This window comes from Staphylococcus pseudoxylosus (assembly GCF_044794325.1).
GTDB lineage: Bacteria > Bacillota > Bacilli > Staphylococcales > Staphylococcaceae > Staphylococcus > Staphylococcus pseudoxylosus.
The window spans coordinates 1,027,049-1,046,188 of record NZ_CP085024.1 but is presented as its reverse complement, the minus strand read 5'-3'; the positions used below and the strand labels follow the sequence as shown (position 1 = coordinate 1,046,188).

At 34.1% G+C, this 19,140-nt stretch carries 16 protein-coding genes; 11 read left to right on the top strand and 5 right to left on the bottom strand.

Going from position 1 to position 19,140, the window contains the following annotated elements:
- Window positions 1-79 precede the first annotated feature (79 nt).
- Entirely contained in the window at window positions 80-2,008 is a 1,929-nt protein-coding gene (locus tag LG295_RS04875) for an ABC-F family ATP-binding cassette domain-containing protein (RefSeq protein WP_107558547.1), read from the top strand.
- Window positions 2,009-2,373: 365 nt separating this feature from the next.
- The gene (locus LG295_RS04870; protein WP_107558546.1) at window positions 2,374-3,975 is read left to right on the top strand and encodes a MutS-related protein; all 1,602 of its coding nucleotides are present in this window, start codon (window positions 2,374-2,376) and stop codon (window positions 3,973-3,975) included.
- A 139-nt stretch (window positions 3,976-4,114) separates the two neighbouring features.
- Here LG295_RS04870 and LG295_RS04865 read toward each other — a convergent pair whose 3' ends face one another.
- The 5 genes from LG295_RS04865 to tsaE form a co-directional block, all read right to left on the bottom strand.
- Window positions 4,115-4,537, bottom strand: a complete 423-nt coding sequence (locus LG295_RS04865) for a VOC family protein (protein WP_017723422.1) — start codon at window positions 4,535-4,537, stop codon at window positions 4,115-4,117.
- 272 nt (window positions 4,538-4,809) lie between these two features.
- Window positions 4,810-5,835: a tRNA (adenosine(37)-N6)-threonylcarbamoyltransferase complex transferase subunit TsaD gene (tsaD, locus tag LG295_RS04860; RefSeq protein WP_107531436.1), complete on the bottom strand. Its 1,026-nt coding sequence runs from the start codon at window positions 5,833-5,835 to the stop codon at window positions 4,810-4,812.
- Entirely contained in the window at window positions 5,828-6,292 is a 465-nt protein-coding gene (gene rimI, locus LG295_RS04855; RefSeq protein ID WP_107531437.1) for a ribosomal protein S18-alanine N-acetyltransferase, read from the bottom strand. The genes tsaD and rimI overlap by 8 nt, the downstream gene beginning before the upstream one ends.
- Window positions 6,265-6,927 carry a tRNA (adenosine(37)-N6)-threonylcarbamoyltransferase complex dimerization subunit type 1 TsaB gene (gene tsaB / locus LG295_RS04850; protein WP_318832732.1) on the bottom strand — a complete coding sequence of 221 codons (663 nt, stop codon included), beginning with the start codon at window positions 6,925-6,927 and terminating at the stop codon, window positions 6,265-6,267. Before tsaB ends, rimI begins: the two co-directional genes overlap by 28 nt.
- Window positions 6,908-7,369: a tRNA (adenosine(37)-N6)-threonylcarbamoyltransferase complex ATPase subunit type 1 TsaE gene (gene tsaE / locus LG295_RS04845; RefSeq protein ID WP_107531439.1), complete on the bottom strand. Its 462-nt coding sequence runs from the start codon at window positions 7,367-7,369 to the stop codon at window positions 6,908-6,910. The genes tsaB and tsaE overlap by 20 nt, the downstream gene beginning before the upstream one ends.
- Before the next feature lie 538 nt (window positions 7,370-7,907).
- Here tsaE and ilvD point away from each other — a divergent pair.
- From ilvD to ilvA, 9 genes are all read left to right on the top strand, one after another.
- A complete protein-coding gene (gene ilvD, locus LG295_RS04840; protein ID WP_107558661.1) occupies window positions 7,908-9,596 on the top strand; it encodes a dihydroxy-acid dehydratase in 1,689 nt (562 codons plus the stop codon).
- Between the two features lie 12 nt (window positions 9,597-9,608).
- The gene (gene ilvB / locus LG295_RS04835; protein ID WP_404476573.1) at window positions 9,609-11,399 is read left to right on the top strand and encodes a biosynthetic-type acetolactate synthase large subunit; all 1,791 of its coding nucleotides are present in this window, start codon (window positions 9,609-9,611) and stop codon (window positions 11,397-11,399) included.
- Entirely contained in the window at window positions 11,396-11,869 is a 474-nt protein-coding gene (gene ilvN, locus LG295_RS04830) for an acetolactate synthase small subunit (protein WP_107531712.1), read from the top strand. The genes ilvB and ilvN overlap by 4 nt, the downstream gene beginning before the upstream one ends.
- Before the next feature lie 47 nt (window positions 11,870-11,916).
- A complete protein-coding gene (ilvC, locus tag LG295_RS04825) occupies window positions 11,917-12,921 on the top strand; it encodes a ketol-acid reductoisomerase (protein WP_039069583.1) in 1,005 nt (334 codons plus the stop codon).
- Between the two features lie 140 nt (window positions 12,922-13,061).
- Window positions 13,062-14,597, top strand: coding sequence for a 2-isopropylmalate synthase (locus tag LG295_RS04820; protein WP_107531711.1), 1,536 nt, complete (start codon window positions 13,062-13,064; stop codon window positions 14,595-14,597).
- Window positions 14,594-15,634, top strand: a complete 1,041-nt coding sequence (leuB, locus tag LG295_RS04815; protein ID WP_107531710.1) for a 3-isopropylmalate dehydrogenase — start codon at window positions 14,594-14,596, stop codon at window positions 15,632-15,634. Before LG295_RS04820 ends, leuB begins: the two co-directional genes overlap by 4 nt.
- 18 nt (window positions 15,635-15,652) lie before the next feature.
- The gene (leuC, locus tag LG295_RS04810) at window positions 15,653-17,023 is read left to right on the top strand and encodes a 3-isopropylmalate dehydratase large subunit (RefSeq protein ID WP_107531709.1); all 1,371 of its coding nucleotides are present in this window, start codon (window positions 15,653-15,655) and stop codon (window positions 17,021-17,023) included.
- Window position 17,024: 1 nt separating this feature from the next.
- Window positions 17,025-17,600 carry a 3-isopropylmalate dehydratase small subunit gene (leuD, locus tag LG295_RS04805; protein ID WP_404476568.1) on the top strand — a complete coding sequence of 192 codons (576 nt, stop codon included), beginning with the start codon at window positions 17,025-17,027 and terminating at the stop codon, window positions 17,598-17,600.
- Between the two features lie 37 nt (window positions 17,601-17,637).
- Window positions 17,638-18,906 (top strand): threonine ammonia-lyase IlvA, encoded by a 1,269-nt coding sequence (ilvA, locus tag LG295_RS04800; protein ID WP_404476566.1) that lies wholly within the window; start codon window positions 17,638-17,640, stop codon window positions 18,904-18,906.
- The last annotated feature ends 234 nt before the right edge of the window (window positions 18,907-19,140 follow it).

The window sequence follows — 19,140 nt, the reverse complement described above, 5'->3', positions numbered from 1 at the left end:
TAATAAAAATAAACAATGATAGTTTTAACAACACGCTGAATACTGTAGAATGATAATGAATAGAGAGGTGCAAAATCAGATGATATTATTACAACTCAATGATTTAACTAAATCATTCGACGGCGAAGACATTTTTAATAATGTGGATTTTGAAGTTAAAACGGGTGAACGCATTGGTATTGTAGGTCGTAATGGCGCCGGAAAATCTACATTAATGAAAATAATTGCTGGTGTTGAAGATTATGATAGCGGTCATATTTCTAAGAGTAAAAATTTAAAACTTGGTTATCTAACACAGCAAATGACATTAAATACAGATCAAACTGTATTTGAAGAAATGTCTAAGCCGTTTGAGGCAATGAAAAATTTAGAACGAGAAATGAAATTGGAAACAGATTGGTTAGCGCAACATGCGGATGAGTATGATACTGAGACATATAAATCTCATATCGATCGCTATGAAGCATTATCCAATCAATTTGAACAACAAGATGGCTATCAATATGAAAGCAAAATTAAAACAGTCTTACACGGACTGAATTTTAGTGAAGCGGATTTCGACCGACCTATCAATGACTTTAGCGGCGGCCAAAAAACAAGATTATCTTTGGCACAAATGTTATTAAGCGAGCCTGATTTATTACTTTTGGACGAACCCACCAACCATTTAGACATGGAAACGACCCAATGGTTAGAAAGTTATTTAAATTACTTTAAAGGTGCCATCGTAATTATTAGTCATGATAGATACTTCTTAGATAAAATTGTGACTCAAATTTATGACGTTGCACTCGGTGATGTCCAACATTATGTAGGTAATTATGCTCAGTTTATTGATCAAAGGGATAAATATTATGAAAAACGTATGCAAGAATATGAGAATCAACAAGCTGAAATTAAACGATTAGAGACTTTTGTCGATAAAAATATTGCTCGTGCTTCAACTACAGGTATGGCTAAGAGCCGTAGGAAAATGTTAGAAAAGATTGAACGCATTAATAAACCTATGATTGATGCTAAAAGTGCCAACATTCAATTTGAATTTGATCGTAATACTGGTAATGATGTCTTCCATATAAAAAATTTAGAAATTGGCTATGCGTCTCCAATTACTAAAGGCATTACTTTTGAAGTAACAAAAGGAGATCATATTGCAATTATCGGCCCTAATGGTATTGGGAAATCAACTTTAATAAAAACCATTGCCAATATACAAAATTCATTAAATGGGACAATCACTACGGGTGCCAACTTAAAAATTGGTTATTATGATCAAAAACAAGCCGAATTCAAATCAAATAAAACAATACTTGATTACTTATGGGACCAATACCCTACTATGAATGAAAAAGACATTCGTGCTGTTTTAGGTCGTTTTCTATTTGTACAAGAAGACGTTAAAAAAATAATTAACGATCTATCAGGTGGCGAGAAAGCACGTTTACAGCTTGCCTTATTGATGCTTGAGCGAAACAATGTACTCATTTTAGATGAACCTACAAACCATTTAGATATAGATTCAAAAGAAATGTTAGAACAAGCTTTGGCAAACTTTAAAGGCACAATCCTATTTGTATCTCATGATCGTTATTTCATTAATGAATTAGCCAATAAAGTTTACGATTTAGATTCTGATGGTGGCACAATGTATCTAGGGAATTATCAATATTATATTGAAAAAACTGAAGAAAAAGCAGCATTAAAAGCAAAAGAAGAATTAGAAAATCCAACAGTAAATGATACGGTTATCAAACAAAATGACTCATATATTGATCAAAAACAACAAAAGCGTGAACAACGTCAAATCGAACGTCAAATTGAAACATGTGAATTAAATATCGAAACCTATGAAGAAGAAATAAATAACATTAATCATCAACTTACTTTGCCAGACATATACTCTGATCCTGAAAAAGCAAACTCCTTAGCAATTTCAAAATCAGAAATCGAACAAAAACTAGAACAAGTCATGGCCGAATGGGCAGAATTACAAGAAAAGTTAATATAAATCCTAATTCAAAACAAAAGTTAAAGTAGAATTTTCTACTTTAACTTTTTTCTTATCTTGAAATACACAATAACTATTCACATTCTTTTCCCTATAACAAAGGCTATCCACAAAGTTATCCTAGTTATCCACAAGTAAAAAGCAATCTTTTTTTGTGTATAAAATTCAGATAATAGCTTATATCCACACATTTTACCCAAACTTATCCACAGTTTGTGCACTATTTGTTGATAAGTACGCATGTTCTCTATTGACATCAGCTTATTCTTTCTCATCTAAGCTATTATCTCAATTTGTTAAATTTTATCGATAATGTCATAATTATCTCATAGCTGTTTACATATTAATAAAGGGAGTAATACAACATGCCAACAATTTTTTGGTTCTTCATAGCTTTTCTTTTATTGGGTACTGCATTGATGATTATCTCACCCATTGTCGCCAACAAAAAACTTATGCACGATATCAAACCTTTATGGGGCAATAAACGTCCTTTAGAAAACTTCATTAGACCGAACCATACTTATCGTTATCAATTTGATACATATAAACACAAATTTAACAACGAGACATTGATTGATGAAAAAACGTGGTCAGATTTAAATCTTGATAGCGTATTTCATAATATGAATTTTAACTTTACAGCTATTGGTGAAATGAGACTTTTTGCAACGTTAAAAAATATGTTTCATGTAACAGACGCTAAACTTCTTTATAATTTTACAACTAACAAAGATTTTAGAAATGAAATCTCACTCTATTTAGCGCAAATCGGAAAAGCAATCTACCCTACTTTTCCAGATCAAATCTCATCAATTAAGCGCAACAACTTTTTTATGCTTTGTACTTACTTACCATTAATTTTTATAATTCTATCCATTTTCACACCTAGTATTGGCATAACTTTAACTATTTTTTCCGCAATTTTTAATATGATGTTAAGCGGATTCCTAAAAAAGACCTATGAACAAGATTTAAATTCAATGTTCTACACATCAACCGTTATTAAAAAAGCGTACGCCATCCAACAACACGAACTTGCACCTAATATAGATGTTGACTTTAAACATTTTGTTATTGCACGCAAATTTAGTGGCTTGTTAGGCCGTGTGAACTCAAACGACGAAACATCTGTGTTTTCGTTATTATTCAAATTAATCTTTATGATGGATTATCATCTGTTTCATTTAATTCAAAACAGTTTTAAAAAGTATGAAGATGAAGTAATGGCGTGCTATGAATACATCGCTCATATCGATAATCATTACGCCGTGGCTTTGTGGAGAGAAACGCTAGATCATTATACAATTCCTCAGGTTGTAGAAAAAGATGTTATTCATTTTGAACAATTAACACATCCATTGATTAATGATGCAGTTCCAAACGATTTAGCAATAGACAATCATATTTTACTAACTGGTTCAAACGCATCTGGTAAGTCTACATTTATGAAAGCTGTTGCACTAAACATCGTATTGTCACAAACAGTTAACACTGCTACAGCTGAAGAATTTAAGTATAAGCCCGGTATGGTTTATACCTCAATGGTAAACCAAGATGATATCTTAACAGGTGATAGTTATTTCATGACTGAAATCAAATCTATTAAACGTCTCTTTGATATCACTACAACTGAAAAAGTTTATTGTTTTATTGATGAAATTTTTAAAGGTACAAATACAACTGAACGTATTGCTGCATCAGAGTCTGTTCTAAGTTATCTTAATCAACTTGAAGGCTATACTGTTATTGCTGCTACGCATGACATTGAACTCTCTTCTTTATTAGACAATATATATTCAAACTATCATTTTAACGAGTCTATAACTGAGGATAATATTTCCTTTGACTTTAAGATTAAACAAGGTAAAGCTGATACCCGAAATGCAATAGAATTACTTAGGATTATGTCATTTCCAAAGAAAATTTATAATCGAGCAAAGTCAACAGCAAACCGTAATACTTAATTAAAAATTGTTTTTGCGTTTCATTTGATATTGCTTATAACTACAAACAGAGAGGATGGATACATAATCCACCCTCTCTATTTGTATAACTTAGACCTACTTATTATAAATTATAAAGATTCGACTTTAAATTCATGATTTATTCCGCATTAACCATCCACGTAACACCAAATGGATCATTAAACATACCGTAAAAATCTGACCATTCTGTTTTACCTAATGGCATCGTCACTTCACATCCTGCTGCTACTGCTTTATCAAAAAAAGCTTTTGCTGTTTCTTTTTCCGCTTCATTCGAACCATCAAATGTAAATGTAACAATCGCGCCGCTATTATCTATTTTCTTGTTCTTCCACGTGTCACTACAATAGAATGTTTCGCCAAGTATATTAAATGAGGCGTTCATTGTAAAATCTGCGTCCACTTGATATTCTTCAGGCATATTGGCGAACATTTCATGGTCTCCACCTACACGTTGTATATCCGTTGCACCAAAATGTTCTTCATAAAAATTTAACGCCGCCAAACTATTTTGAAAATTAAAATATTGAACTGCTTTCATTATTAACTTCCTCCTTGTGGTGTTAAACATCAACACATATTAAATCAATTATTTAAATCTCTATAAACTAACTATACCCATATTCTGTTGTTATAAAATTTAGAATTTTAATTTTTTGCACTTCGACTTTAAATAGTTAAAAACTTAAAGGGCAGCAATCAATTTATCTAGCATCCATAAGTCTGATAAACACAAAAAAGCCCAAGATATTTATTGATATCCAGGACTTTTTAAAAGTAATTACTTAATATTAAGTTCGTAATTTTTACTAATTATTTAACTGTAAATGCTTCAATATCTAAACTGTTAACACCATTCAATGTCATATCTGCTGTAACACCAGCATGATATAAATAATGAGCGGCTGCACCAATCATAGCAGCATTATCTGTACATAGTTTAGGGCTTGGTATTGAGAGTGTGATATTATGACTTTCACAAGCTTCAGCTAATGCAGATCTTAAACCTTTATTACTCGCTACACCACCTGCAACTATAAGTTGCTTTACATTATAAGCTTCACATGCTGATATAGATTTACCAACTAATACTTCAACAACGCTGTTTTGGAAACTTGTGGCAACGTCCGCTTCGTTAATTTGTTCACCTTTTTGTCGAACGTTATGAAGTTTGTTAATTACTGCACTTTTTAATCCACTAAAACTAAAATCATAACTATCTTTATCTAACCATACCCTTGGAAAATCATAACTATCTTGACCTTGAGCTGCTAATTTATCAACTTGTGGTCCACCTGGATAACTAAGCCCAATGGTTCTAGCCACTTTGTCATATGCTTCACCTACGGCATCATCTCTAGTTTCACCAATAACTTCAAAGTCCAAATGATCTTTCATATAAATCAATTCTGTATGTCCACCCGAAACGATTAAAGACATGACCGGAAACTGGAGTGGCTTTTCTAAATGATTCGCGTATATATGACCTGCTATATGATGGACTGGAATTAATGGTTTGTCATATGCAAATGCTAATGCTTTCGCAGCATTTATACCGACTAGCAACGCTCCTATTAAGCCAGGACCTTGCGTGACTGCTATGGCATCAATCTGCAGCATGGTTACATCAGCAGTGTTCAACGCTTCATCAATAGTTGTTGTGATACCTTCAACATGGTGCCTACTCGCTACTTCTGGTACGACGCCCCCAAATCTTTTATGGCTTTCAATCTGACTTAGGACGATATTACTCAGTATATCTGTTCCATTTTTAATAACACTGACACTTGTTTCATCACAACTGGATTCAATTGCTAATATTATTGTTGTCTCATTCATTTAAATTCACCCACATAACTATTGCATCCTCACCTTCACCATAATAATTTTTTCGCTTACCACCATATTGAAAGCCTAAGTTTGTATAAACATGTTGTGCAATTTCATTATCCACACGCACTTCTAAACTCATTACTTCACATTTAGTTTGGACATAACTCATTGCATATTTGAGTAATAATTGTCCAAGTCCATAACCTCTATATGACTCATCAATAGCAACCGTAGTTATTTGTGCTTGATCTATAACAATCCAAACACCTATATAGCCAATTATTTTTTCGTTAAATTCTATAATGAAGTAATGTGCAAATTCATTTTTTTCTACTTCATGATAAAATGCATCAATTGACCAACTGCTATCATTAAAACTATTTCTTTCTATATCAAATACTTGAGGGACATCTCCCAAATCCATTAATCGAATATTTAACTCTTGTTCTGTTGGTTTAACCAATTTCTTTCAGCCTCGGATACTTTAATATAGTTTGGTTTAAATTGATGTACATCAGTTGGTTGATCTATGAGTGCTTGCATATACTTGGCTTGTGGTAAATTTGGAATACAAGTGCTATCTAATAGGACTTCTAACTTTTCGCTATCAATTCCAATAAATTTATATGGTTCAGCTAGCTCGTGTAATATATCTAACAGGCGCTTAATTGTAATATATTGATCTTCTATAATTTGCTTTAGTTGTCCATTTTCGTTTTTATAAACGCCTGTATAAACAGCTTCACGTCGCGCATCAAATATAGGTACAATTAAACCTGATTCTTCAGTTGCTGTTGCAGCAAGTGCTTTCAGTGAAGATACACCATATAGTTCTGCATTTAAAGCATAGGCTAACGTTTTCGCTACAGTAACTCCAATTCTCAGACCAGTATACGAGCCTGGTCCTTCTGCTACAATAATGGCATTTATATCCTCCTTCGCTATTTGACTGTCAGTAATCACTTGGGAAATAGCTGGCATCAATTGTACCGAATGGTTTGTTTTCTCGTTAGTATTTATCTCGTTTAACACTTTATCATCTTGTGTTATGGCAACGGATAAGGGTTGATTGGATGTGTCAATTAGCAGATAGTTCACGTTCAACATCCTCCTTAATTCTAAGATAATGCTTTCCTTGAGCATCTATAGTTATCGTGCGCTCAGTAGTATGCTCCGTTTGAATATTAATTGATAAATAATGATCAGGTAAAAATTCTGCTATAAATTGACTCCATTCAATCAGAATTACGGCATCATCTTCAAAATATTCTTCAAATCCTAAATCTTCTTCTGAATCTTCTAATCTATAACAATCCATATGATGTAATTTTAAATTTGCACCTTGATATGACTTTATTATATTAAACGTTGGAGAGTTAATGTTTCGCTGTACGCCTAAAGCTTTTCCGATAAATTGGCTTAAAGTTGTCTTTCCAGCACCTAGGTCTCCATTTAGTAAAATTAAGTCACCGGCAGATAGATATTTTGTTAACACATCACCAAAATGTGACATGTCATTGATATTATTAATTTTTATCATTGTCCTCTCCTTTCACTTCCAAATTCATTTGGATGAGTAGCGCTTATGCTTTGGCAGTCACTGTTATATAATAAACTTTGTAAAGCTTAAACAAAATTTTTGTGTCTATACATGCTTATAACCTTTTATCTACATAAAATTAACTATTATAGTTTAACAAATTTTTTCCAATATTACTTCAAAGTGAAACAAGTTCTTACTAAATTAGAATAGTTTGAATTGATAGAAAATTACAAAAAGTTGTTGACATCGCCAATATGATGTAGTAAATTTAATTTATCAAATTTTTAGACATTTCAAACAAATCAAAAAATAAACCATTCTATCGAGAGGAGTATAATAAAATGACCAAAAATACAATGCAATATCAACCAACAACTTCAAATATTTTAGTCATTTTATTATGCTCATAGGACTGGAACTTTAGTAAAGAAATTACTAAACGTTTAAGTCCTTATTCTAGTTGAATGGGACTTAAAAGCGTCCCAATTATTTATTGGGACGCTTTTTTATTTTCAATTTTATGGGGGAATTAGATATGAGAAGCGATATGATCAAAAAAGGAGATCAGCAAGCTCCAGCAAGAAGTCTTTTGCACGCTACTGGTGCATTAGAAAAACCAACAGATATGAACAAGCCCTTCGTGGCAATTTGTAATTCGTATATCGATATTGTCCCAGGACATGTACATTTGAGAGAATTAGCAGATATTGCCAAAGAAGCAATTCGTGAAGCAGGCGCAATTCCCTTTGAATTTGACACAATCGGCGTAGATGATGGTATCGCAATGGGCCATATTGGAATGAGATATTCCCTACCCTCTAGAGAAATCATCGCTGACGCTGCAGAAACTGTAATTAATGCACACTGGTTTGATGGCGTATTTTACATTCCAAATTGCGACAAAATAACACCTGGTATGTTATTAGCTGCAGTAAGAACAAATGTCCCAGCAATCTTTTGCTCGGGTGGCCCTATGAAAGCAGGATTATCTTCTGAAGGAAAAGCCTTAACATTATCATCAATGTTTGAAGCAGTAGGCGCTTTTAAAGATGGTTCAATTTCAAAAGAAGAATTCTTAGATATGGAACAAAATGCATGCCCTACTTGTGGTTCATGTTCTGGAATGTTCACAGCCAATTCAATGAACTGTTTAATGGAAGTATTAGGTCTTTCCCTTCCGTACAATGGTACAGCATTAGCAGTAAGTCAACAGCGCAGAGAAATGATTAGAGAAGCAGCGTTTAAATTAGTAGATAACATTAAAAACGATTTAAAACCAAAAGATATCGTAACACGAGAAGCAATTGATGACGCATTCGCATTAGACATGGCGATGGGTGGTTCAACAAATACTGTATTACACACACTTGCAATTGCTAACGAAGCGGGTATTGATTATGATTTAACACGAATCAATGAAATTGCCAAAAAGACACCTTATCTTTCAAAAATTGCACCTAGCTCTTCATATTCAATGCATGATGTACACGAAGCTGGTGGTGTTCCTGCAATCATCAATGAGTTATTCAAAAAAGAAGGTACACTTCATCCAGACAGAATAACAGCTACAGGCAAAACATTACGAGAAAATAATGAAGACAAAGCAATTTTAAACAGTGATGTTATTAGGCATCTTGATAACCCTTATGATAAGCAAGGTGGATTGTCCATTTTATACGGTAACATAGCGCCAAAAGGTGCAGTTATAAAAGTTGGTGGCGTTGACCCATCTATTAAAGTATTTAAAGGTAAAGCAATTTGTTTTGATTCACACGATGAAGCAGTTGAAGCAATTGATAATCATATTGTTCGTGAAGGTCATGTAGTCGTCATTAGATATGAAGGTCCTAAAGGTGGTCCTGGAATGCCAGAAATGTTAGCACCTACTTCCTCAATTGTAGGTAGAGGATTAGGTAAGGATGTAGCTTTAATAACAGATGGCCGTTTCTCAGGTGCAACACGAGGTATCGCAGTAGGTCATGTATCTCCAGAAGCTGCTTCAGGTGGCCCAATTGGTCTCATCAAAGATGGTGATGAAATTACAATTGATTTAACAAATAGAACCTTAGACGTTGAAGTATCAACTGAAACATTAGAAGCTAGAAAACAAGATTTAAAACCATTTAAAGCAAAAGTAAAAACAGGTTATCTTGCACGTTACACTGCTTTAGTAACAAGCGCTAATACAGGTGGCATTATGCAAGTACCAGAAAATCTAATTTAAGGAGTGAGCACTATGTCTAGACAAACTGAAACGCTTGAACAAGAAATGTCAGAAAATTTCGATTATTTAGAAGCCGCTGAAACTGTTGAACCTGAAGTTGAATTAGAACAAGAAACAATAGATGAAATGAAATCTGGTTCAGAATTGCTCGTTGAATCTCTTGCGAATGAGAAAGTAGATTTTATATTTGGCTACCCTGGTGGCGCGGTTCTTCCGCTTTATGACACTTTTTACGAAGGTAAAATCAAGCATATTCTAGCAAGACATGAACAAGGTGCTACTCATGCAGCAGAAGGCTATGCACGTGTATCAGGCAATACTGGTGTAGTTGTTGTAACGAGTGGTCCAGGGGCAACAAATGCTATCACTGGTATCGCTGATGCTTACAGTGATTCGTTACCTTTGGTAGTAATCACTGGACAAGTAGCAACACCAGGCATAGGTAAAGATGCCTTCCAAGAAGCAGATTTACTTTCTATGACAACACCAATAACAAAACATAACTACCAAGTAAAAAATGTTAATGATATTCCGAAAATAATCCATGAAGCTTTCTATATCGCTAATAGTGGTAGAAAAGGCCCTGTGGTTATCGATTTCCCTAAAGATATGGGTATTTTATCTACTAACGCTCAAATCACAAACGAAATAGAATTACCAGGTTATACAGTACCAAATCAACCAGCAAAAGAAGACATACAAAAGCTTCGTGATTATTTAAAAAGCGCTAAAAAACCCGTTGTTCTTTCTGGTGCAGGCATTAATCATGCAAAAGCTAATGATGTATTTACTGAATTTATAAATATACATCAATTACCAGTAGTTAGTACATTACTTGGGCTTGGTGCAATACCATATGAAAACCCCTATTTCTTAGGTATGGGCGGTATGCATGGATCATACGCCAGTAATATGGCATTGACTGAATGTGATTTACTCATCAACTTTGGTAGCCGTTTTGATGACCGTTTAGCTAGTAATCCAGATGAATTTGCGCCAAACGCTAAGATTGTTCACGTAGACATCGACCCATCAGAAATTAATAAAATAATCAAAGTAGATTTGGGCATTGTTGCAGATTGTAAAGCTACATTAGAAGCACTATTAGATTTTGATAGCTATTCAATTAAACATGAAGCATGGTTAGAAACTTGTAATGAAAACAAAGTAAATCAACCTTTTGCCTATCAAGAAGATGAGCAAGGTGTTTTCTCCAAACCACAACGCACAATTGAGTATATAGGCGAAATCACAAATGGAGATGCAATCGTAACAACCGACGTGGGTCAACATCAAATGTGGGTTGCTCAGTACTATCCATTCAAAGACCACGGACAACTTGTAACAAGCGGTGGTTTAGGAACAATGGGATTTGGTATCCCTGCTGCTATTGGAGCAAAACTTGCAGAACCTGATAAAACAGTTATTTGCTTTGTAGGCGATGGTGGTTTCCAAATGACTAACCAAGAAATGGCAATTTTAGAAGAATATAACCTTGATATAAAAATTGTAATGGTTAATAACGGTACGCTAGGTATGGTTAAACAATGGCAAGATAAGTTTTTCAATAAACGTTTCTCACATTCAGTATTTAATGGCCAACCAGACTTTTTAAAAATCGCTGAAGCATATAATGTCAAAGGATATATCGTTGATGATCCTGCACAATTAGAACAACAAATTGATGCGGCTTTCCAACATGATGGACCAGCACTAATTGACGTTCGTATTTCACCAATCGAACCAGTAACTCCTATGGTACCAAGTGGTAAAGCCAACCATGAGATGGAGGGACTATTATGAGAAGGACATTTAGAACTAAGGTAAGAGATAAAGCTGGTACATTAAATAGATTAACGAGTATTTTTGTTCGTAGACAATTTAACATTGTTACACTCTCTGCGACACCTACATTAGAGGAAGGTATATCTGATATAACGTTTGTAGCAGAAGTACCAGATACAGATGTATTACGTAATTTATTACAACAACTTGAAAAGCAAATTAACATCATAGATGTTGAAGATATTACCGAAACCAATACTTACAATAGAGAATTGGTATTGGTGAAAATACAAAAACCAATAAATCAACAAGACTTACAAAAAGTAATCAAACCTTATGATGCGCTAGTCTCTATATTGAAAAATGAAGATGAGTATACTTACCTTCAAGCTTCAGGTCCACAATATACAATGGATAATTTATTAGATGATCTATCATCATATCAAATTGAACAAGTTTCAAGAACTGGTTCAGCAGCTTTAGTATAGTTTTGAAACAACAATAACTAAATTTAAAAAACATGGAGGATTTTATTATGACAACAGTTTATTATGACCAATCAGTAACGAAAGATGCTTTACAAGGTAAAAAAGTAGCAGTCTTAGGCTATGGATCTCAAGGACATGCCCACGCTCAAAATTTAAAAGACAACGGTTATGACGTAATTATCGGTATCAGACATGGACGTTCTTTTGATAAAGCAAAAGATGACGGCTTCGAAGTATATCCTGTAAATGAAGCAGCAAAACAAGCTGATGTTATCATGGTACTTTTACCAGATGAAATCCAAGGACAAGTATATAAAGAAGAAGTTGCACCTAATTTAGAACCTAATAATGCATTAGTATTCGCTCATGGATTTAATATTCATTTCGGTGTCATCCAACCACCAGAAGACGTTGATGTATTCTTAGTTGCACCAAAAGGACCAGGACATTTAGTGCGTCGTACATTCGCTGAAGGTAGTGCAGTCCCTGCCCTATTCGCCGTTGAACAAGATGCTAGTGGTGAAGCTACTGATTTAGCATTAAGCTATGCAAAAGGTATCGGTGCTACACGTGCTGGTGTATTAGAAACTTCATTTAAAGAAGAAACTGAAACTGATTTATTTGGTGAACAAGCCGTTTTATGTGGTGGTACTACTAAATTAATTCAATCTGGTTTCGAAACATTAGTTGAAGCGGGTTATCAACCTGAAATTGCCTACTTCGAAGTGTTACATGAAATGAAACTTATCGTTGATTTAATGTATGAAGGCGGAATGGAAAACATGCGCTATTCAATTTCTAATACAGCAGAATTTGGCGATTATGTTTCTGGCCCACGTGTTATCACTCCAGATGTAAAAGACAATATGAAAGCTGTACTAGAAGATATTCAAAAAGGAAACTTCAGTGATCGTTTTATTAAAGATAATGAAAATAACTTTGAAGAATTCCATAAATTACGTGAAGAGCAACATGGACATCAAATCGAAGCAGTTGGTAGAGATCTTCGTGAAATGATGCCATTCATTAAATCTAAAAGTATTGAAAAATAAATAGACACTAAATTTATTATCTCGTGGTAAGAAGAATCTCATTAGGCATAATTACACTATAGTTTTTCCCCTCTTTGAGATTCTTTAATACTTACGACTTAATAATTGTGTCTAAAATTTAGTAATAGGAGATGTTGAAAATGAGTAGCCATATTCAAATTTTTGATACAACACTTAGAGACGGTGAACAAACACCTGGAGTAAACTTTTCATTCGATGAAAGATTGAAGATAGCAAAACAATTGGAAAAATGGGGCGTCGATATCATAGAAGCTGGTTTTCCTGCATCAAGTACTGGTAGTTTCAAATCTGTTGAAGCAATATCTAGAGCATTAACTACAACTGCAGTTTGTGGATTAGCACGTTGTGTAAAGAAAGATATAGATGCTGTATATGAAGCTACAAAAGAAGCTGCAAAACCGAGAATTCATGTTTTTATAGCGACTAGTCCAATACACCGAGATTCAAAATTAATGATGTCTAAAGAAGAAGTATTAGCTTCAATCAAAGAACATGTATCTTATGCGAAACAATACTTTGATGTCGTTCAATTTTCACCTGAAGATGCTACAAGAACCGAACCATCATTTTTAATCGAATGTGTTCAAACAGCTGTAGACGCCGGAGCCAGTGTTATCAATATACCTGATACTGTAGGATTCAGTTATCCTAAAGAATATGGCCAAATTTTCAAAACACTGCAAGAATCAATAACAACGAATCATGAAGTCATTTATAGTGCGCATTGTCATGATGACCTTGGACTTGCTGTAGCCAATAGTATGGCAGCAATTGAAAATGGTGCAAAACGCATCGAAGGTACATTAAATGGTATTGGGGAACGTGCAGGTAATACAGCTCTCGAGGAAGTTGCGCTCGGCCTTTACGTTCGACAAGATCATTACAACAATCAGACAAAAATCAACTTAGAAGAAACCAAACAAACTTCAGATTTAATTGCAAGATTTGCGGGTATTCGAGTCCCTAGAAATAAAGCCATTGTCGGGCAAAATGCATTCAGTCATGAATCTGGAATTCATCAAGATGGCGTTCTGAAAAATCCAGAAACATATGAAATTATGACGCCACAATTAGTTGGTGTTAAAACAACTGAATTACCTCTTGGTAAACTATCAGGTAAACATGCCTTTGCAGAAAAATTGACAGCTTTAGGTTACGATGTAGAGCCTGAAGATCAAAAAACCTTATTTAAACAGTTTAAAACAATTGCAGATAAGAAAAAATCAGTTACAGATCGTGATATTCATGCATTGATTCAAGGCACAGAGCATGAACAAAATGCTATATATAAAGTAGAAACATTACAGTTACAATTTGTATCAAATGGACTTCAAAGTGCCGTTGTCGTCATTAAAGATAAAGATGGTAATACTTATCAAGATTCAAGTATTGGTACGGGATCAATTGTTTCAGTATACAACGCTGTTGATCGTATCTTTGATCGCAAGACAGAACTTATTGAATATCGCATAGATTCAGTAACTGAAGGTACAGATGCTCAAGCAGAAGTACATGTACAAATTAAGATAGATGATCAAATTGTTACTGGTGTAGGTATTGACCATGATATCTTATTAGCTTCTTGTAAATCATATGTTGAAGCACATGCCAAATATGTAGCAAATACTCATGAGGAAGAAGGTATTCACTCATGAGCCATAAGATCGTAGCCCTTCCAGGAGATGGAATTGGACCTGAAATATTGAATGGTTCATTAGAAGTATTACAACAACTAAGTAAATCCTTTAATTTTGATTATGATATAGAAACACATGATTTTGGTGGCATTGCCATTGATAACCACGGTGAACCACTTCCAGAATCAACATTAAATGCTTGCAAAAATGCAGACGCAATTCTATTAGGTGCTGTGGGGGGACCTAATTGGACAGATCCTAATAATAGACCAGAACAAGGTTTATTAGGTATTCGTAAAGCATTAGGTCTGTTTGCAAATATACGCCCTACTACAGTTACAAATGGCACTAGTCATTTATCCCCTATTAAAGAAGAACGTGTTGCAGGTACAGATTTCATTTTAGTAAGAGAGTTAACTGGCGGTATCTACTTCGGTGAACCAAAACAATTAAATGATAACGATGCGCTCGATTCATTAACCTATACTAGAACTGAAATTGAAAGAATTGCTAGAGTTGCTTTTGATTTAGCTCAAAAACGCCATAAAAAATTAACTTCAGTAGATAAAGAAAATGTTTTATCCTCTAGTAAATTGTGGCGTCAAGTGATTAATGATATTGCAGTTGAGTATCCTGAAGTTGAAGTAAATCATTTACTTGTTGATGCTTGTGCCATGCACTTAATCACTAACCCATCACAATTTGACGTCATTGTTACAGAAAATCTATTCGGTGATATTTTAAGTGATGAAGCATCTGTTATTCCAGGTTCTCTAGGCTTATCACCTTCTGCAAGTTTCAGTGAACATGGCCCTAGACTTTATGAACCCATACATGGCTCAGCGCCTGATATTGCTAATCAAGATATTGCTAATCCATTTGGTATGCTACTATCTGTTGTAATGTGCCTTAGAGAAAGTTTAAACCAAAACGAAGCAGCTGATAAATTAGAAGCAATTATTTATCAATTAATTAAAGAAGGTAAAACAACACGTGATCTCAATGGTGATTATCATACATCGGATATTTTTAATTACGTTAAGGAAAATCTTTAAAAAAGGAGGAGATGTCATATGGGTAAAACACTATTTGACAAAGTTTGGAACAAACATGTCTTAACTGGTAAAGAAGGTGACCCACAGTTATTATATATAGATTTGCATCTAATACATGAAGTTACATCTCCTCAAGCTTTTGAGGGATTAAGACTTAATAATAGACAACTACGTAGACCAGACTTAACTTATGCGACGCTTGACCATAATGTGCCAACTGTAGATATTTTTAATATTAAAGATGAAATTGCAAATAAACAAATTACAACATTGCAAAATAATGCTAAGGCTTTTGGTGTTCATATCTTTGATATGGGTTCAGATGAACAAGGTATTGTCCACATGGTTGGACCTGAAACAGGTTTAACACAACCAGGAAAAACTATAGTATGCGGAGATTCACACACTGCAACACATGGTGCATTTGGTGCAATTGCTTTCGGCATTGGTACTAGTGAAGTAGAACATGTTTTTGCTACACAATCACTTTGGCAAACCAAACCCAAGAATCTAAAAATTGAGGTCACTGGACAATTACCTACTGGTGTTTATGCAAAAGACATTATTCTATATCTAATTAACCAATACGGCGTTGATTTTGGTACGGGATACGCATTAGAATTTGCTGGTGAAACAATTCAAAACTTATCTATGGAAGCGCGAATGACTATTTGTAACATGGCTATTGAAGCAGGTGCAAAATACGGTATGATGGCCCCTGACGAAACTACATTTGATTATGTTAAAGGACGTCCATATTCTACTAACTTTGAATATGATGTTGATTCTTGGCGTGAACTCTATACAGATGAAGACGCTGAATTTGATAGAGTCATTGAAATGGATGTGTCTGATTTAGAACCACAAGTTACATGGGGGACAAGTCCAGAAATGGGAGTAGGTTTCCATACGCCTTTCCCTGAAATTAAAAATGTTAACGATGAGCGTGCTTATAATTATATGGGTCTTGAACCTGGTCAAAAAGCTGAAGATATTAATCTAGGTTATGTATTCTTAGGTTCATGTACAAATGCTCGTCTTTCTGACTTGGTTGAAGCTAGTCATATCGTAAAAGGAAATAAAGTGCACCCTAACATTACAGCTATTGTCGTCCCTGGATCACGTACTGTAAAAATCGAAGCAGAAAAATTGGGGCTTGATAAAATTTTCAAAGAAGCAGGATTTGATTGGCGTGAACCTGGATGTTCAATGTGTCTAGGTATGAATCCTGACCAAGTACCTGATGGCGTACATTGTGCATCAACTAGTAACCGAAACTTTGAAGGTCGTCAAGGTAAAGGTGCACGAACACACCTAGTTTCCCCTGCTATGGCAGCAGCTGCAGCAATTAATGGGAAATTTGTAGATGTAAGAAAGGTGGTTGTCTAATATGGAAATTAAACCTATCACTACTTATACAGGTAAAGTGGTTCCATTATTCCATGATAATATTGATACCGATCAAATTATACCTAAAGCACATTTGAAACGTATATCAAAATCGGGTTTCGGCCCTTTTGCATTTGATGAGTGGCGCTACCTAGATGATGGATCAGATAATCCAGACTTTAATCCAAATAAGCCCGAATATAAAGGGGCTTCAATCTTAATTACTGGTGAAAACTTTGGTTGTGGTTCAAGTCGTGAACACGCGGCTTGGGCGCTTAAAGATTATGGTTTTGATATTATTATCGCTGGTAGTTATAGTGATATCTTTTATATGAATTGCACTAAAAATGCTATGTTACCAATCGTTTTAGATGAAAATGCAAGAAAATATCTTGCACAAGCAAGTAAAATTACTATAGATTTACCAAATCAAACAGTTTCTACATTAGATAAATCTTTTGATTTTGAAATTGATGAAACTTGGAAGAATAAACTCGTTAATGGACTTGATGATATTGCATTGACTTTACAATACGAGGATGCAATTAAAGCCTATGAAACAGCAAAAACGTATTAAATAATTACTAAATTAATAAGTAAAGGTGTGAAATCATATGACTGTAAAAACTACTGTGTCTTCTAAAGATATCGATGAAGCTTATTTACAATTAAAAGATATTGCTAAAGAGACACCATTACAAAAAGATCATTATTTATCTCATAAATATGATTGTAATGTTTATCTTAAGCGTGAGGATTTACAATGGGTAAGATCATTTAAACTTAGAGGCGCATATAACGCAATTATCACACTAAATGAAATTGATCGCCAAAACGGCATTACATGTGCTAGTGCTGGTAATCACGCTCAGGGTGTAGCATATACTGCTAGTAAGTTGAATTTAAATGCAGTGATTTTTATGCCAATAACTACCCCATTACAAAAAATAAATCAAGTGAAATTCTTTGGTGGCAGTAATACTGAAGTAGTTTTAACTGGAGATACATTTGATGATTGCTTAAAAGAAGCTCTTGTTTACACAGAAGAAAATAAAATGAACTTTATTGATCCTTTCAATAATATTTTTACAATTGCTGGACAAGGGACACTAGCAAAAGAAATACTTGAACAATCAAAAGAAGACGATATTCAATTTGATTATTTATTTGCTGCAATCGGTGGTGGAGGTTTAATTTCAGGCGTAGGTACTTACTTTAAAGAACATGCTCCTGAAACTTCAATTATTGGTGTAGAACCTGCTGGTGCAAGTAGTATGTATGCTTCAGTAGTTTTAGAAAAACAAATTGTCACATTGCCTGATATAGATAAATTTGTTGATGGCGCATCTGTAGCACGTGTGGGTCAAATCACATTTGATATTTGTAAAAATGTTGTTGATGACTATGTTCAAGTACATGAAGGTGCTGTTTGTTCAACTATTTTAGATATGTACTCAAAACAAGCCATTATTGCAGAACCTGCTGGTGCGTTAAGCGTCGCAGCACTTGATCAATATCAAGCAGAAATCAAAGGCAAAACAGTTGTATGTGTAGTCAGCGGCGGTAATAATGATATTAATCGAATGAAAGAAATTGAGGAACGTTCCTTATTATACGAAGAAATGAAACATTATTTTATTTTAAATTTCCCACAACGTCCTGGTGCATTAAGAGAATTTGTTAATGAAGTCCTTGGACCTAAAGATGACATAACCAAATTTGAGTATCTTAAAAAATCTTCTCAAAATACAGGCACAGTAATCATAGGTATTCAATTAAATAATCACAAAGACTTAGATAACTTAAAAGCAAATGTAGATGAATTTGATAATTCTAATATTTATATTAATGAAAATAAAATGCTTTATTCCTTACTAATTTAGTTATGCATACTAAAAGAATCTCATTGTTTATATGAAATGATTTTTTCTACACCTACTTATACAATGGATTATATGTCTATTATGGAGGTTGGGACATAAATCCCAGAAAAATAGCACTCAGATGATTTAATTCAATTCATCTGAGTGCTTCTTTTTTGATTATCCAATACTTCGTATTGGGTCTTTAATTGCCTGTAAAGTCCCACTTTATTAATTTTGACTCTAATTTATTAA

What these genes read in the sequence shown, in the direction of transcription:
- ilvD (WP_107558661.1), top strand. Translation starts at nt 7,908, where the DNA reads ATGAGAAGCGATATGATCAAAAAAGGAGATCAGCAAGCTCCAGCAAGA.
- ilvA (WP_404476566.1), top strand. Translation starts at nt 17,638, where the DNA reads ATGACTGTAAAAACTACTGTGTCTTCTAAAGATATCGATGAAGCTTAT.
- leuD (WP_404476568.1), top strand. Translation starts at nt 17,025, where the DNA reads ATGGAAATTAAACCTATCACTACTTATACAGGTAAAGTGGTTCCATTA.
- leuC (WP_107531709.1), top strand. Translation starts at nt 15,653, where the DNA reads ATGGGTAAAACACTATTTGACAAAGTTTGGAACAAACATGTCTTAACT.
- tsaD (WP_107531436.1), bottom strand. Translation starts at nt 5,835, where the DNA reads ATGAATGAGACAACAATAATATTAGCAATTGAATCCAGTTGTGATGAA.
- leuB (WP_107531710.1), top strand. Translation starts at nt 14,594, where the DNA reads ATGAGCCATAAGATCGTAGCCCTTCCAGGAGATGGAATTGGACCTGAA.
- LG295_RS04820 (WP_107531711.1), top strand. Translation starts at nt 13,062, where the DNA reads ATGAGTAGCCATATTCAAATTTTTGATACAACACTTAGAGACGGTGAA.
- LG295_RS04865 (WP_017723422.1), bottom strand. Translation starts at nt 4,537, where the DNA reads ATGAAAGCAGTTCAATATTTTAATTTTCAAAATAGTTTGGCGGCGTTA.
- tsaE (WP_107531439.1), bottom strand. Translation starts at nt 7,369, where the DNA reads ATGATAAAAATTAATAATATCAATGACATGTCACATTTTGGTGATGTG.
- ilvB (WP_404476573.1), top strand. Translation starts at nt 9,609, where the DNA reads ATGTCTAGACAAACTGAAACGCTTGAACAAGAAATGTCAGAAAATTTC.
- ilvN (WP_107531712.1), top strand. Translation starts at nt 11,396, where the DNA reads ATGAGAAGGACATTTAGAACTAAGGTAAGAGATAAAGCTGGTACATTA.
- LG295_RS04870 (WP_107558546.1), top strand. Translation starts at nt 2,374, where the DNA reads ATGCCAACAATTTTTTGGTTCTTCATAGCTTTTCTTTTATTGGGTACT.
- LG295_RS04875 (WP_107558547.1), top strand. Translation starts at nt 80, where the DNA reads ATGATATTATTACAACTCAATGATTTAACTAAATCATTCGACGGCGAA.
- ilvC (WP_039069583.1), top strand. Translation starts at nt 11,917, where the DNA reads ATGACAACAGTTTATTATGACCAATCAGTAACGAAAGATGCTTTACAA.